General features: G+C 65.6%; 13 protein-coding genes. 1 reads left to right on the top strand and 12 read right to left on the bottom strand.

Going from position 1 to position 14,671, the window contains the following annotated elements; all coding sequences use genetic code 11:
- Positions 1-17 precede the first annotated feature (17 nt).
- The 12 genes from AC07Z7_RS06150 to AC07Z7_RS06095 all read right to left on the bottom strand — a co-directional run bounded on the left by AC07Z7_RS06150 (position 18) and on the right by AC07Z7_RS06095 (position 13,921).
- A complete protein-coding gene (locus AC07Z7_RS06150) occupies positions 18-1,457 on the bottom strand; it encodes a UDP-N-acetylmuramoyl-tripeptide--D-alanyl-D-alanine ligase (protein WP_494765716.1) in 1,440 nt (479 codons plus the stop codon).
- 17 nt (positions 1,458-1,474) lie between these two features.
- Positions 1,475-2,986, bottom strand: a complete 1,512-nt coding sequence (locus AC07Z7_RS06145) for a UDP-N-acetylmuramoyl-L-alanyl-D-glutamate--2,6-diaminopimelate ligase (protein WP_240515655.1) — start codon at positions 2,984-2,986, stop codon at positions 1,475-1,477.
- Positions 2,983-4,728, bottom strand: a complete 1,746-nt coding sequence (locus AC07Z7_RS06140) for a peptidoglycan D,D-transpeptidase FtsI family protein (RefSeq protein ID WP_494765681.1) — start codon at positions 4,726-4,728, stop codon at positions 2,983-2,985. Before AC07Z7_RS06140 ends, AC07Z7_RS06145 begins: the two co-directional genes overlap by 4 nt.
- Positions 4,725-5,033: a cell division protein FtsL gene (ftsL, locus tag AC07Z7_RS06135; RefSeq protein WP_494765680.1), complete on the bottom strand. Its 309-nt coding sequence runs from the start codon at positions 5,031-5,033 to the stop codon at positions 4,725-4,727. Before ftsL ends, AC07Z7_RS06140 begins: the two co-directional genes overlap by 4 nt.
- A 1-nt stretch (position 5,034) precedes the next feature.
- Positions 5,035-5,964: a 16S rRNA (cytosine(1402)-N(4))-methyltransferase RsmH gene (gene rsmH, locus AC07Z7_RS06130; RefSeq protein ID WP_094288663.1), complete on the bottom strand. Its 930-nt coding sequence runs from the start codon at positions 5,962-5,964 to the stop codon at positions 5,035-5,037.
- A gap of 2 nt (positions 5,965-5,966) precedes the next feature.
- The gene (mraZ, locus tag AC07Z7_RS06125) at positions 5,967-6,395 is read right to left on the bottom strand and encodes a division/cell wall cluster transcriptional repressor MraZ (protein ID WP_063460073.1); all 429 of its coding nucleotides are present in this window, start codon (positions 6,393-6,395) and stop codon (positions 5,967-5,969) included.
- Between the two features lie 252 nt (positions 6,396-6,647).
- Complete coding sequence (gene hslU, locus AC07Z7_RS06120; RefSeq protein ID WP_494765679.1) at positions 6,648-7,973, bottom strand: ATP-dependent protease ATPase subunit HslU; 1,326 nt, start codon at positions 7,971-7,973, stop codon at positions 6,648-6,650.
- A 99-nt stretch (positions 7,974-8,072) separates the two neighbouring features.
- Positions 8,073-8,636 carry an ATP-dependent protease subunit HslV gene (gene hslV, locus AC07Z7_RS06115; protein ID WP_094288667.1) on the bottom strand — a complete coding sequence of 188 codons (564 nt, stop codon included), beginning with the start codon at positions 8,634-8,636 and terminating at the stop codon, positions 8,073-8,075.
- 47 nt (positions 8,637-8,683) lie between these two features.
- The gene (locus AC07Z7_RS06110; RefSeq protein WP_494765678.1) at positions 8,684-10,432 is read right to left on the bottom strand and encodes an STAS domain-containing protein; all 1,749 of its coding nucleotides are present in this window, start codon (positions 10,430-10,432) and stop codon (positions 8,684-8,686) included.
- 58 nt (positions 10,433-10,490) lie between these two features.
- Positions 10,491-11,318: an RNA polymerase-binding protein DksA gene (gene dksA / locus AC07Z7_RS06105; protein ID WP_094288671.1), complete on the bottom strand. Its 828-nt coding sequence runs from the start codon at positions 11,316-11,318 to the stop codon at positions 10,491-10,493.
- A 179-nt stretch (positions 11,319-11,497) separates the two neighbouring features.
- A complete protein-coding gene (locus AC07Z7_RS06100; protein WP_494765677.1) occupies positions 11,498-12,559 on the bottom strand; it encodes a CobW family GTP-binding protein in 1,062 nt (353 codons plus the stop codon).
- 126 nt (positions 12,560-12,685) lie between these two features.
- The gene (locus tag AC07Z7_RS06095) at positions 12,686-13,921 is read right to left on the bottom strand and encodes a class I SAM-dependent rRNA methyltransferase (RefSeq protein ID WP_494765676.1); all 1,236 of its coding nucleotides are present in this window, start codon (positions 13,919-13,921) and stop codon (positions 12,686-12,688) included.
- Between the two features lie 202 nt (positions 13,922-14,123).
- Here AC07Z7_RS06095 and AC07Z7_RS06090 point away from each other — a divergent pair, with 202 nt between their 5' ends.
- Complete coding sequence (locus tag AC07Z7_RS06090) at positions 14,124-14,651, top strand: chemotaxis protein CheW (protein WP_494765675.1); 528 nt, start codon at positions 14,124-14,126, stop codon at positions 14,649-14,651.
- The last annotated feature ends 20 nt before the right edge of the window (positions 14,652-14,671 follow it).

The raw sequence follows: 14,671 nt of genomic DNA, 5'->3' as shown, positions 1-14,671 counted from the left end.
GCACCACGCGGGCAATGTCAATGTGTTGCGCCATGGGGTCCCTCCGGTGATTCCATCGTCTTTTGTTGTTCTGTGGGTGGTGCAGCGGCGGCAATGGCACCCACCACCTGTTCCATCTTCATGAATCGCGATCCCTTGACCAGCACGCTGCCCACCGTGGGCAGGGCCTGGCGCACCGCATCCAGCAGTGCGCCCATCTCGTTGAAATGCCGGGCGCCGCTGCCGTAGGCCGAAGCCGCGTGCACCGACTGCGCACCCAGCGCAAACAGCAGAGGAATACCCGCCGAGTGGGCGAGTGCCCCGGCCTCTGCGTGAAACTCCGGCCCCTGGTCGCCCACCTCACCCATGTCGCCCATCACCAGCAACTGCGGGCCGGGCAGTTCGGCCAGCACCTCGATGGCGGCGCGCATGGAGTCGGGGTTGGCGTTGTAGGTGTCGTCCACCACCGTGACCTCGCGGCCCGCCACCGCCACGCTGAACGCGCGCGAGCGGCCCTTGACGGGCGTGAAGTCGCGCAGCCCCTGGGCAATGGCGGCCAGCGGTGCGCCCGCGGCCAGCGCGCAGGCGGTGGCGGCCAGGGCGTTGGTCACGTTGTGGCGGCCGGCAATGTGCAGGCGGGTGGCGACTTCACCCCGGGGCGTGGCAATGGCGACCGCCCAGGCGCCACGCTCCCAGGCAGCGCGCGCGCAGCGGACATCGCCGCCCTCGCCAAACGTGAGTGCGCGGCGGCCCGGCTGCGCCAATGCCAGCGACTGCCACAGGCCCGTGTAGGCATCGCCCGCCGGGAACACCGCCACGCCATCGGCGGGCAGGCTGGCAAACACCGAGCCGTTCTCGCGTGCCACGGCCTCGACGGTGTGCATGAACTCCAGGTGCTCGCGCTGCGCGTTGTTGACCAGCGCCACCGTGGGCCGCGCCATGGCAGCGAGCTGGGCAATTTCGCCCGGGTGGTTCATGCCCATCTCGATCACGGCGGCGCGGTGTACGGGCGTGAGGCACAGCAGCATCAGCGGCACGCCAATGTCGTTATTGAAATTGCCCTGGGTGGCAAAGGCTGCCTCGCCCTGCCAGGCGCGCAGGATGGACGCAATCATCTGCGTCACCGTGGTCTTGCCGTTGCTGCCCGTCACACCGATCAGTGGCAGGTTGAACTGCGCGCGCCAGCCCGTGGCCAGCGCCCCCAGGGCGGCCAGGCTGTCGGGCACCTCAATGCCCGGCAGGCCCGCTGCCGCGAGGCCGCCATGGGCAATGGCCGCTGCAGCGCCCCCGGCGCGTGCGTCGGCCAGGAAGGCATTGGCGTCAAAACGCTCGCCCTTGAGCGCCACGAACAAATCGCCCGGCTGCAGGGTGCGCGTGTCGGTGTGCACGCGGGCCAGGGCCGTGACGCCCTCGCCCACCAGGCGCGCGGCGGGGATCTGCGGCTGCAGCAGCGCCCAGGCCTGTTGAAGGGTGAGCATGGTGCCGGGGGTGGCGCTCATGGACGGGCTCCTCGGGCCTGCAGCGCACCAAGCGCATGGGCCATGTCGGAGAACGGCTGGTGCACACCCGCCGTCTCCTGGGTGTTTTCATGGCCCTTGCCGGCAATCAGCACCACATCGGCAGGCGCGGCAGCGGCCACGGCCAGGGCGATGGCGGCAGCGCGGTCGGGCTCGGCCTGCACAGCGGTGCTGGCAATGGTGCCTTGCAGGATCTGGTGCAGGATGGCGGCGGGGTCTTCGCTGCGCGGGTTGTCGCTGGTCACGACCACCTGGTCGGCCTGCTGCTGCGCCACGGCGCCCATCAGCGGACGCTTGCCCGCATCGCGGTCGCCACCACAGCCAAAAACGCACCACAGCTGCCCGCCGCGCTCGGCAGCGATGGGGCGCAAAGCTTGCAGGGCCTTTTCCAGGGCATCGGGCGTGTGGGCGTAGTCCACAGCCACCAGGGGCTGGCCGCTCTGGTGGATCTGCTCCATGCGGCCCGGCACAGGCGAGAGCTGGGCGCAGGCGTACAGCGCGTGCTCCAGCGGCACGCCCAGCGCGCGCAGCCCGGCCAGCACGCCCAGCAGGTTGGAAACGTTGTACAGCCCGATCACGCGCGTCTGCAGCACATGCGCCTGCACACCTTCGGCCACGGTGAAGCGCAGGCCACCGTCGCCCATGCCGATGTCGCGCGCCGCCAGCCGGGCAGGGCCGGTGATGGAAACACTCCACAGATCCAGGTTGCGCCCGGCGAGCGCGGTGTGCAGCTCGGCCCCGCGTGCATCGTCGATGTTGACCACGGCGGCCTGCAGGCCCGGCCAGTCGAACAGCATGCTCTTGGCTTGCCAGTAGGCGGCCATGCCCGCGTGGTAGTCCAGGTGGTCCTGCGTGAAGTTGGTGAACAACGCCACCCGAATGCGGGTGCCCACCATCCGGTGTTCGGCGAGACCAATGGACGAGGCCTCGATGGCGCAGGCACCACGGCCCGCATCGGCAAACTGGCGGAACGCGCGCTGCAGGCGGACCGGGTCGGGCGTGGTCATGCCCGTGCTGGTGAGCGCTGGGGGCGTTCCCATGCCCAAAGTGCCTACCAGCGCGCAACCACCTTGCCCGAATAGCTCATTTTTCGATAGCACATTGAGGGCTTCAGCCAGCCACCAGCTGGTGCTGGTCTTGCCATTGGTACCCGTCACGGCGAGCACGTCCAGGCTCTGCGTGGGGTGCTCGAACCAGTCGGCGGCAATGAGTCCCGTGGCGGCCTTCAGCCCGTGCAGTGCGGCAACGGGCAACCCCGCCAGCGCAAATGCTTCGGCACCTTCGTGCTCCACCAGGCAGGCCACGGCCCCGCGTGCCAGCGCATCGCCAATGTGCGCGCGGCCGTCGGTGGCGGCACCGGGCCAGGCGATGAAACCATCGCCCGGGCGGATCTGGCGGCTGTCGGTCTGCAGCGTGCCCGTGACACGCTCGCGCAGCCAGGCCACGGCGTCGTGCACCGAGGTGAGCAGGGGCAGTGGTGTGGCCGTCACAGCGACTCCTCCACCGCATTGGCCACGATCTGCGGCTTGACGGCCATGTCGGGCTGCACGCCCATCATGCGCAGCGTCTGCTGCACCACTTCGCTGAACACCGGCGCGGCCACGGCGCCGCCGTAGTACACGCCGTTGCTGGGCTCGTCGATCATCACGGCCACCACGATGCGCGGCTTGTCGATGGGCGCCATGCCGGTGAACCAGGCGCGGTACTTGCCCACGGCGTAGTTCTTGCCGACCTGCTTGCGTGCCGTGCCCGACTTGCCGCCCACGGAGTAGCCCACGGTCTGCGCCTTCTGGCCCGTGCCGCCCGGGCCTGCGGCCATCTGCAGCATCTTGCGCACCTGGTCGGCCGTGCGTTCGGAGAACACGGGCACGCCCACGGCAGGCTGCGCGGACTTGAGCATGGTCGCGGGGATCACGCGTCCACTGTTGGCGAACACGGTGTACGAACGCGCCATCTGGAAGAGGCTGGCCGACAGGCCGTAGCCATAGGACATGGTGGCCTGCTCCACCGGGCGCCAGGTCTTGTACGGGCGCAGGCGCCCGCTGACCGCACCGGGGAAGTCGATCTGCGGCTTCTGGCCAAAACCTGCGGCCGAGAAGGTCTCCCACATCTCGCGCGCGGGCATCTGCATGGCGAGCTTGGTGGTGCCCACGTTGCTGGATTTCTGGATCACGCCTTCCACCGTGAGCACGCCGTAGTTGTGCGTGTCCGAAATGGTGGAGCCCGTGATGTTGATGCGGCCGGGCGTGGTGTCCACCACGGTCTCGGGGCGCACCCGGCCGCTTTCGAGCGCCAGGCCGATGGTGATGGGCTTCATGGTCGAGCCCGGCTCGAAGGTGTCGGTGAGCGCACGGTTGCGCAGCTGCTCGCCGGTCAGGTTCTGGCGCTTGTCGGGCACATAGCTGGGGTAGTTGGCCAGTGCCAGCACCTCGCCCGTGTGGGCATCGAGCACCACCACGCTGCCCGCCTTGGCCTTGTGCGCCGTGACCTGGTCGCGCAGCTTCTGGTACGCAAAGAACTGCACCTTGCTGTCGATGGACAGCTGCATGTCCTTGCCGTCCACCGGCGGCACAGTCTCGCCCACGCCCTCGACCACGCGGCCCAGGCGGTCCTTGATCACCCGGCGCGAGCCCGGCTTGCCCGCCAAGTCCTTGTTGAAGGCCAGCTCCATGCCTTCCTGGCCATGGTCTTCCACGTTGGTGAAACCCACCACGTGGGCAGCGGCCTCGCCCTCGGGGTACTGGCGCTTGTATTCCTTGCGCTGGTAGATGCCCTTGATGTCGAGCTTGGCGATCTGCTGGCCCACGTCCCAGTCGAGCTGGCGTTTGACCCAGACGAAGGTCTTGTCCTCGTCGGCCAGCTTTTTCATCAGCTCGGCCTGGGGCATGTCGAGCAGCTTGGCCAGCTGCTTGAGCTTGGCGCGCACCTCGGGCTTGTCCTGGTCCACATCCTCGGGGATGGCCCAGATGCTGGCCGCCGGTACGCTGGACGCCAGAATCAGGCCGTTGCGGTCCAGGATCTTGCCGCGGTTGGCGGGCAGCTCCAGCGTGCGGGCAAACCGCACCTCGCCCTGGCGCTGGAAGAAGGCATTGCCGAACACCTGCACATAGGCCGCACGCGCGCCCAGGCCCACAAAGCCCAGCGCGATCATCGCCACGATGAACTTGCTGCGCCAGACCGGTGTCTTGCTGGCCAGCAGGGGGCTTGCGGTGTAGACCACGCTGCGGCTCATGGCTGTGCGCTCCCGGGCTGCGCCGCCGCGCTGGCCGCACCCTGCGGGTCGGACACGTACTGCGTGATGGCCGGAGTGGCCGTGCGCATTTTCAGCTGGTCGCGGGCAATCTTCTCCACGCGCAGCGGCGTGGCCTGCGCACGTTTTTCCACCTGCAGGCGTTGGTGCTCGGTTTCCAGGCGGCGCGCCTCGGCAATCGCGCGGTCCAGTTCAGTGAACAGGCGGCGCGACTCGTACTGGGTGTGTACCAGATAGATGGCACTGGCCAGCACGGCCAGCAACAGGACGAGGTTGAGCCGGGTCATATCAGACGGTGGCAGTGCGTTCGGCCACGCGCATGATCGCGCTGCGTGCGCGGGGGTTCGCCTCAACCTCGGCGGCAGAGGGCTTGATGCGGTCCAGCGCCACGAGCTTCATGGCCTGCGGCTTGGCAAAAGGCGCACGGCGGTCGTACACCTCCTTGGAGTGCTTGGCGATGAACTGCTTGACGATGCGGTCTTCGAGCGAGTGAAAGCTGATCACCACCAGGCGCCCGCCGGGCTGCAGCACCGAGAGGCTGGCCTCTAGCGCCTGTTGCAGCTCTTCAAGCTCGGCGTTGATGAAAATCCGAAGAGCTTGAAATGTGCGCGTTGCAGGGTTCTGGCCCGGCTCGCGGGTTTTGACCGCGCCAGCCACGAGATCGGCCAGTTCGGCGGTGGTTGCAAGAGGGCCCCGCTCTTCGCGCCGAGCAACAATCGCCTTTGCAATGGGGCCAGCAAACCGTTCTTCACCGTAGTCACGTATCACCTCCGCAATCTGACCGACTTCGGCCGTGGCCAACCAATCGGCCACGCTTTCGCCGCGCGTGGTGTCCATGCGCATGTCCAGCGGGCCGTCAAAACGGAAACTGAAACCCCTCTCGGGGCTGTCGATCTGGGGCGAACTCACGCCCAGGTCCATCAGCACGCCAGCGGCGCTGGCGGGCGGCAAATCGGCCAGATGGCGAAAACCCTCGTGCCGAATGGAAAAACGCGCATCGGTGATGCGCGTTGCTTCGGCGATGGCTTCGGGGTCCTTGTCAAACGCGACAAGACGCCCTTGGGGGCCCAGCCGCAGCAGGATCCGCCGCGAGTGCCCTCCCCGCCCGAAGGTGCCGTCCACCCAGGTGCCCGCAGGCTCGGGGCCCGCGCCGCCCAGCAGGGCGTCCACGGCTTCTTCGAGCAGGACGGTGGTGTGTTGCAAAGGAGTGGATGTCATGGTCAGAAGGAGAAATCCTTGAAGACATCCGGCATCTCGCCCTGCATGGCCTTGGCCTCCTGCTCGTCGTAGGTGGCCTTGTCCCAGAGTTCGAAGTGGTTGCCCATGCCCAGCAGCATGGTGTCCTTGGAAATACCGGCCGCCTCGCGCAGCTCGGGGGAAATCAGCACGCGGCCGGTGGCGTCCATCTCCACGTCCATCGCATTGCCCAGAAAGATGCGCTTCCACCACTGGGCGGACATGGGCAATTGGGCAATGCGCTCGCGGAACTTCTCCCACTCAGGGCGGGGGAACACCATCAGGCAGCCATGCGGGTGTTTGGTGATCGTGAGCTGGCCCGCTGCGGTGGCCGCGAGCACGTCACGATGCCGGGTCGGCACGGACAGCCGACCCTTCGCATCGAGACTTAGCGACGAGGCACCTTGAAACACGGACAGATTCCCAGTTTGGTTTTGCGCCTCGCAGGCCCGGGAACGGACTTTGAGGGCACTTTTCACCACTTAATTGCACTTTTTTGCACTGTAGCAGGAAAAGCACACCGAACAAGAGGGTGTCCACCAAACTTTGGTAATGAAATCAACAACTTAGGCGCGACTTTGCAGCCCAAAAAGAGCCAAAAGTTGTTGAAAAAGAAGAACTTACGGAAGCCTATGAAAGTGACCTCTCAAGGCTGGGCCGTATCGTCACAGGATGTAGCGCGACAGGTCTTCGTCCTGGCTCAGGGTCTGCAGGCGGGCATCCACGTAAGCCGCATCCACGGTCACCGTCTGCCCCGACAGGCGCGCCGCATCAAAACTGACCTCGTCAAGCAAGCGCTCCATGACGGTGGACAGCCGGCGCGCACCGATGTTTTCGGTGCGCTCGTTCACCTCGAAGGCAATGTGTGCGAGGCGGGTGATGCCTTCGGGCGCAAACTCCAGCGTGACTCCCTCGGTGGCCAGCAGCGCCTGGTACTGCTTGACCAGCGAGGCATGGGTCTGCGTGAGGATGGCCTCGAAGTCCTGGACCGACAACGACTCCAGCTCCACACGGATCGGGAAACGCCCCTGCAGCTCCGGGATCAGGTCGCTGGGCTTGGACAGGTGGAACGCGCCCGAGGCGATGAACAGGATGTGGTCCGTCTTGATCATGCCGTACTTGGTGGAGACCGTGGTGCCCTCCACCAGCGGCAGCAGGTCGCGCTGCACCCCCTGGCGGGACACGTCCGCGCCGCTGCTTTCCTGCCGCGCGGCCACCTTGTCGATTTCGTCGATGAAGACAATCCCGTTCTGCTCCGCGTTTGCCACCGCGCGGGTCTTGATCTCTTCCTCGTTCACGAGCTTGGCAGCCTCTTCATCGGTGAGCAGCTTCAGCGCTTCCGCGATCTTGAGCTTGCGCGCGCGGCGCCGGTCCTGGCCCATCTGGCTGAACATGCCGCGCAGCTGCTCGGTCATTTCTTCCATGCCCTGCGGGCCCATGATCTCCAGCGGCGCGCGGGCCTCGGCCACATCGATCTCGATCTCCTTGTCGTTCAAGGCACCTTCGCGCAGCTTCTTGCGGAACACCTGCCGGGCGGTGCTGTCGGCCGCGGGCTCGGTGCCGGTGGCGGCGCGGGCGGGCGGGATGAGCACGTCCAGGATGCGCTCCTCGGCGGCATCTTCGGCGCGCATGCGCACCTTCTTCATCTCCGCCTCGCGCGTCTGCTTGACGGCCATTTCGGCCAGGTCGCGGATGATGGAATCCACGTCCTTGCCCACATAGCCCACTTCCGTGAACTTGGTTGCCTCGACCTTGATGAAGGGCGCATCGGCCAGCCTCGCCAGGCGCCGCGCGATCTCGGTCTTGCCCACGCCAGTGGGTCCGATCATGAGGATGTTCTTGGGCGTGATCTCGTGGCGCAGGCTGCCTTCGACCTGCTGGCGGCGCCAGCGGTTGCGCAGCGCAATCGCCACGGCGCGCTTGGCGCTGGCTTGGCCCACGATGTGGTGGTCGAGTTCGGAGACGATTTCCTGAGGAGTCATGGAGGACATGCGGGGCCTGCCTTCAAATTCAAAGCAAAAATCAGCCGTCTGCGCGCAATGGATAAGCGCAAACAGCTATCAAAATGTGAGTAAACGCACCTCGCCGCCTTACAGCGTTTCGATGGTGTGGTTCATGTTGGTGTAGATGCAGAGCTCGCCCGCGATTTCGAGCGACTTCTTCACGATCTCCTGCGCGGACAGATCGGTGTTCACCAGCAGCGCCTTGGCAGCCGAATGCGCGTAGGCGCCGCCCGAGCCGATGGCCACGATGCCCTGCTCGGGCTCCAGCACGTCGCCATTGCCGGTGATGATGAGCGAGGCGCTCGCGTCGGCCACGGCCAGCATGGCTTCGAGACGGCGCAGCACACGGTCGGTGCGCCAGTCCTTGGTGAGTTCGATGGCCGCGCGCGTCAGGTGGCCCTGGTGCTTTTCGAGCTTGGCTTCAAACCGCTCGAACAGCGTGAAGGCATCGGCCGTGGCCCCCGCAAAACCCGCCAGCACCTTGCCGTGATAGAGCTTGCGCACCTTGCGCGCCGTGCCCTTGACCACGATGTTGCCCAGGGTGACCTGGCCGTCGCCGCCAATGGCGACCTGGATGCCTGTGGGCGTCTGGCGGCGCACACTGAGGATGGTGGTGCCGTGGAACACCGGGGATTCGCTGTGATTTTCCATAGCCGCGCAAGTGGGGGCACGGCCACCGTTTGCAAGCCAGCGGCCCGTCAATTCTTGCGTGGAACCACCCAGGCGTGTTCGTTGATGCCGATCACGTTGAAGAAAATCGCCACCAGCCGCTGCAGGTTGTGGAACTGCACCACATGGCCATGGCCTTGTTGCTCGGCCGCCCAGTTGAGCACCGAGCCTGCCGCCGCAAAATCCACGCGGATGAGCTTGTCGCAGGCAATGGTCAGGGGCACGCCAGGCCGCAGGAAGGCCTCGAAGGGCTGCAGCAGTGGCGTGGCATCGCCGTCGATGTGGCCACTGAGTTGGGCCACAGGCCCCGACTCCAGCGGTGCGGGCGCGGACAGCTCCCCCAGGTCGGAGGCCATGAAGTCGCTGTCGGCCGCCAGGGGCGCGGCACCGGAGGACACACCTTCGTTGTCGGAATATCCGCAACGCGGCGACACCCAGGACGGGGGCGAGACCTCGTAGGTCACGCAGTAGTCCAGCGCCACCAGCTCGAACTCGTCGGGCTTGCCCATGAGCCGCATCATGGCCATGCGCAAACGCCACCACTCAGGGCTGTTGGACCGGTCGCCGGACTGGGTTTTGGCGTCAAGCAGGGCATTGAGCTTTTCCACCCCTGAAAACACCAGCTGGCCTTCGCGGTCGGACCACTGCGAGACCAGGTCCGCCAACAGGGGCACCGCCGCCTCGTCGATGCCGGTGAGGCGCGACCAGGACAGCGTCCAGGGGGAGGCAGCGCGCGCCAGCGAGGCCTGCAGGGCTGCTACCGATGACACCGCCAGGGTCGGGGGCGCATTCCAGCTGAAATCACGGCGCATGCCGGGCGCTGGCGCGGCCTCTGCCGCAGCGGGCGCGGCCGCTGCCGCCATCCCGAGCATCTCCGGCATCGAGAACCACAGGGGGGCCGAGCGGCTGTACTGGGCCGCAAAGTCAATGGCCAGCGCATCAAAACGGTCGTGTTGCCCGGTGGCGCGGTACAGGTCAAACAGCGTCATCCAGATTTCGAGCTGCTGCTCGGGCTCGTCCTGCTGGTGCTGGGCCAGCACATCCAGCAGGCCAGACTCTGCACCCGCATGGTCACCGTTGGCAAACCGGATGGCGGCTTCTTCTAGATCGGGTTCGTGCACGAATTCCTCCGGTTCGAATGCGGTCGCGGGCGCTGCCGCTGGGGCCGCAGGGCTGAAGGACGCCTCGACAGGCTGGTGGCTGCCCCCGAGCATCTGTGCATCGGTGCCGCCAAACTTGCCAATGGCCATGCTGTCGTCGGCAAACAGCGGCTGGACTGCGGCCTTGTTGTCCAGCGGCGCAGGCAGGCTGCCGGGGGCCGTGGGGGCATAGGCCCGGGCATGCGCGGAGTCGGAGGGCTCCGCGCTGGATTCGGGCATCACACCAGGTTGGGTGGGCGCATCGGCCCCTTGCTTGCTCTTCCACCACTGCTGCGACATCTGCGCCTCGATCTCGTCGATCTTCTTGAGCGTGACGGCGCGCTCGTCGGGCGAGGCCATGCTGCTTTGAAAAAACGAGGGGCGACCGGCAGCGTCTTCCACGCGCTGGCCTTGCAACACTTCACGCTGGCGCAGCTTGCGCAGCTGATCGAACTCGCGGCGCCGCACAAAGTCGTTGCGGCGCTTGCGCTCGATCATCTCCTTGAGCATCTGCTTGCTGTACTGGCTTTCCCGGTCATCCTGGATGGAGTCCAGCTCCGTCCAGTTGACCGTGGGATTCTTCACGAACCGAACCACCTTCGATAGCAGGCCGCCGGGGGTGGTTTCTTCCTTGCTCATGGCTCAGGGTACAGGGGAGAGTGCGCAGCGATGATCGTCATCAGGCCGTAGGGCCCGATCAGTCTCCGAACATCTTCTGCTTGAGTTCGCGGCGCTGCTGCGCTTCCAGCGACAGGGTGGCCGTGGGACGGGCGATCAGGCGGCCCACACCGATGGGTTCGCCGGTCTCGTCGCAGTAGCCGTAGTCGCCAGCGTCAATGCGGGCGATGGACTGTTCGATCTTCTTGAGCAGCTTGCGCTCGCGGTCGCGGGTGCGCAATTCCAGGGCATGCTCTTCCTCGATCGTGGCGCGGTCGGCCGGGTCGGGCACCACCACGGTGTCTTCCCGCAGGTGTTCGGTGGTTTCGCCAGCGCTGTTGTGGATGTCCTGCTTGAGCTGAACGAGCTTGAGGCGGAAAAACGCCATCTGCTTGTCGTTCATGTACTCGCTGTCGGGCATGGCCATGACTTCAGCGTCGGTCAGCTCGGCGGCGGACTTGGTTTTCCAGTTGTTCGCCAGCTTGGGGTCTTTTTTGGCAGCCGTGAAAGTAGGCTGCGCTTGCGCGGTCGTGGGCATGGTATGTAGATAACTGGCTTTGGCAGCGGTGGACGCCACTGCCTGTGCCATGGATGGTACGGTCAATTGGGCCAATCGGGAAGAAGGCCGGGTTGTGCGCACGGGTACCTGCAACTCGGCCGGTGCGGCAGGGCTGGGCGCCGGTGCTGCCACAGCGGGACTGGCCGCCTTGGCCACAACAGCTTTGGGGGCCGCTGCCGCTTTGGGTGCAGCTGCTGCCACTTTGGCCGCAGCGGCTTTGGCGGCTGGCTTGGGCGCCGCCGCAGGGGCTGCAGCGGCGGGCTTGGTTGCCTTCGTGGCCGCCTTGGGTTTGCTGGTGTCGGCTTTCACTTCCTGGTCTCCTCGCTGTACGGGCGGGCCCTTGGCCGCTCTCACGGCCCGGGACTGGTGGCAAGCCTTGGGTGGTTTTACCGGGGCGCGATTGTATCGACCTGGGCTGACGCAAACAGAAACGTTGCGGATACAACACAGATCGGGCCGAATCGACGCCCCGACACCGGCGAAGGGGGTCAGACCAGGCTCTGCTCCAGCCCCTGCAGGAAGATGTCCTTGGGCAGGTCGATGCCAATGAAGACCATCTTGCTCACCCGTGGCTCGCCCTCCGCCCACTGGGGGCCCAGGTCACTGCCCATGAGCTGGTGCACACCCTGGAAGATCACCTTGCGCTCGGTGCCCTTCATATTAAGCACGCCTTTGTAGCGCAGCATGCGCGGGCCATAAATGTTGACAATCGCCCCGAGAAAGTCTTCGAGCTTGGCCGGGTCGAAAGGGCGCTCCGAGCGGTACACAAAACTCTTCACATCGTCGTCATGGTGATGGTGGTGGCCATGCCCATGGTCGTGCTGGTGCGAGGGGTGGTTGCAGTGCTCGCCATGTTCATGGTCGTGATCATGGCGGTCATGGCCGTGCTCTTCTTCCTTGAGGAAGTCCGGGTCGATGTCCAGCTTGGCATTGAGGTTGAAGCCGCGCAGATCCAGCACCTCCTTGAGCGGCACTTCGCCAAAATGCACGGCTTTGATAGGCGCGCGCGGGTTCATGTGTTTCAGGCGGTGGATCAGCGCATCGGTTTCCTCGGCGCTGACCAGGTCGGTCTTGGACAGGAAGATCTGGTCCGCGAAGCCCACTTGGCGGCGCGCTTCCTGGCGGTCATTGAGCTGCTGGGGCGCATGCTTGGCGTCCACCAGGGTGATGATGGAGTCGATGAGGTAGGTCTCGGCGATTTCTTCGTCCATGAAGAAGGTCTGCGCCACGGGGCCCGGGTCGGCCACGCCCGTGGTCTCGATCACGATGCGGTCGAACTCCAGCAGGTTCTTGCGCTTCTTGGCGGCCAGCAGCTGCAGGGTTTCGCGCAGGTCTTCGCGGATGGTGCAGCAGATGCAGCCGTTGCTCATCTGCACGATCTGCTCCTTGGACTCGGTCACGAGGATGTCGTTGTCGATGTTTTCTTCACCGAATTCATTCTCGATCACGGCAATCTTCTGGCCATGGGCTTCGCTCAAGAGACGCTTGAGCAGCGTCGTTTTGCCCGAGCCCAGGAAGCCGGTGAGGATGGTGACGGGGATCAGTGCCATAAATCTGTCTTTCAAGGGGGTCAAATACTTGCGCTGCAGCCCGGTGCCGCAGGCTGCAGAGCCCCGCACAGGGGGCGTTTTTTCAGTGTACCGAGGCTGTCAAGCCCCTGCCGGGCGTTGCCGGGTTCACCCTTTGCGCATCACGACCAGGCCCTTGAGGTACTCCCCTTCCGGGAACTCCAGCGTCATCGGGTGGTCGGGCGCGCCGCCCAGGCGCTCCAGAATGAAGCCGTCCACGCCCGCATCGGCCCCGGCCGAGGCCACGATCTTGTGGAACAGGTCGGCGCTGATGCCGCCTGAGCAGGAGAAGGTGAACAGCACGCCGCCGGGCGATAGCAGCTGCAGCGCCAGCCGGTTGATGTCCTTGTAGGCGCGCGCGGCGCGCTCGGCGTGCGCCGCCGTGGGCGCAAACTTGGGCGGGTCCAGGATGATGGCGTCAAAGCGCTGGCCTTCCTTGAGGAACTGGCGCAGCGAGGCGTTCACGTCGGCATCGAGGAAGGTGGCCCGGTTCGGATCAAAACCGTTGAGCGCGACATGGGCGCGGGCGCGCTCCAGGGCCGGGCCCGAAGAGTCGATGGAGGTCACATGCCCGTCGGCCACGGTGCCTGCCGCGCGCATGCCCGCCAGCGCCGCCACGCTGAAGCCGCCGGTGTAGCAGAAGCAGTTGAGCACATGCTTGAAGCCCAGGCGCTGCGCGTAATCGGCAAACCGCTTGCGGCTGTCGCGCTGGTCCAGGTAGAAGCCGGTCTTGTGGCCCTCGGCGATGTTGAGGGTCAGGCGCCACTGGTGTTCCTGGATGGTGAGCTCCAGCGGCGGCCCTTCGCCGTCGCCCAACGCCCCCGTGGGCCCGCCGCGCAGCCAGCCGGTGGCGGGCTGGAGGCCCTCCAGCGCACGCACGCTGGCATCCGAGCGCTCGTACAACTTGGTCAGACCCGTCTCGCGCAGCAGCGCATCGGCAATCACGCCTTTCCAGCGCTCGGTGCCCGCACTGGTGAACTGCGCCACCAGCGTGTCGCCATAGCGGTCCACGATGAGCCCGGGCAGGCCGTCGGACTCGCCGTGCACCAGGCGCACGCCGTCGCTTTGCACATCAAAACGGGCTCTGGCGATGATGGAGCGTGCGCAAGCAGCTATGAAATACGGAGCATCGATGCGCTGCGCCTCGTCAAAGCTCCACACCCGCGCACGGATGCGCGAGCTGGGGCTGAAAGCCGCCCAGGCCAGGAACTGGCCCTCGTGCGACTCCACACGCACGGTCTCGCCGCTGTCGCCGCCGCCTTTGGCGATGGCCGATTCAAAGATCCAGGGGTGACGGCGCAAGAGCGAGCGCTCTTTGCCAGGGCGAAGGCGAAGGGTTTTCATGCCCCGGATTGTGCGGGTTGGGAGCCCGCCTCACCCCCTGGGCCGCGCAAAAACAGCGATGCAGCCTCCCAAACCCACCAAGCCCTGCAACAGCTGGCGGTGCGCTGCCTCTCCTGAATTTATCAATTTACAATCTATTTATTTGACAAAAATGATTGCCCATAGTTAGAATTGCTGAAATTATCATTTTTATCAAAAAACCATGCCTGCGACCCACACCCAAATTCCCGCCACCCGACTGGCACCTGCGCCCGGCACCGCCCAGGCCACGATGACCGGCCTCCGCGAGTTCCTGGCGTTCAAGATCGGGAACGAGGAATACGGGGTGGACATCCTGCGCGTGCAGGAGATCCGTTCGTACGAAAAGCCCACCACCATCGCCAATGCCACAGGCGAACTCCAGGGCGTGATGAACCTGCGCGGCGTGATCGTTCCGATCATCGACCTGCGCCTGAAGCTGGGGCAAACCGCCGTGCAATACGACCCCCTCAAGGTCGTGATCGTGCTGAACATCGGCCAGCGCATGGTGGGCGCGGTGGTGGACGGCGTCTCTGACGTGCTCACGCTGGAGCGTGAACAGATGCGCCCCATGCCCGCCCTGCGTGGCGACATCGCCCCCGAGCATCTGCTGGCCATTGGCTCGGTCGGCCAGCGCATGTTGATCCTGCTCGATATCGAAAAATTTCTTGCCAATTCTGTGGCGAGTGGTACACCTGCTGCCTGCCACTGAGCTGCAGCACAACCTACAAG

Source organism: Acidovorax sp. GW101-11A03 (assembly GCF_059424825.1).
Note: the sequence above shows the minus strand (reverse complement) of the source record. Positions and strands in the feature narration are given on the sequence as shown.

What these genes read in the sequence shown, in the direction of transcription:
- AC07Z7_RS06110 (WP_494765678.1), bottom strand. Translation starts at nt 10,432, where the DNA reads ATGAGCAAGGAAGAAACCACCCCCGGCGGCCTGCTATCGAAGGTGGTT.
- AC07Z7_RS06095 (WP_494765676.1), bottom strand. Translation starts at nt 13,921, where the DNA reads ATGAAAACCCTTCGCCTTCGCCCTGGCAAAGAGCGCTCGCTCTTGCGC.
- AC07Z7_RS06090 (WP_494765675.1), top strand. Translation starts at nt 14,124, where the DNA reads ATGCCTGCGACCCACACCCAAATTCCCGCCACCCGACTGGCACCTGCG.
- AC07Z7_RS06140 (WP_494765681.1), bottom strand. Translation starts at nt 4,728, where the DNA reads ATGAGCCGCAGCGTGGTCTACACCGCAAGCCCCCTGCTGGCCAGCAAG.
- AC07Z7_RS06100 (WP_494765677.1), bottom strand. Translation starts at nt 12,559, where the DNA reads ATGGCACTGATCCCCGTCACCATCCTCACCGGCTTCCTGGGCTCGGGC.
- rsmH (WP_094288663.1), bottom strand. Translation starts at nt 5,964, where the DNA reads ATGACATCCACTCCTTTGCAACACACCACCGTCCTGCTCGAAGAAGCC.
- AC07Z7_RS06150 (WP_494765716.1), bottom strand. Translation starts at nt 1,457, where the DNA reads ATGCTCACCCTTCAACAGGCCTGGGCGCTGCTGCAGCCGCAGATCCCC.
- hslV (WP_094288667.1), bottom strand. Translation starts at nt 8,636, where the DNA reads ATGGAAAATCACAGCGAATCCCCGGTGTTCCACGGCACCACCATCCTC.
- ftsL (WP_494765680.1), bottom strand. Translation starts at nt 5,033, where the DNA reads ATGACCCGGCTCAACCTCGTCCTGTTGCTGGCCGTGCTGGCCAGTGCC.
- hslU (WP_494765679.1), bottom strand. Translation starts at nt 7,973, where the DNA reads ATGTCCTCCATGACTCCTCAGGAAATCGTCTCCGAACTCGACCACCAC.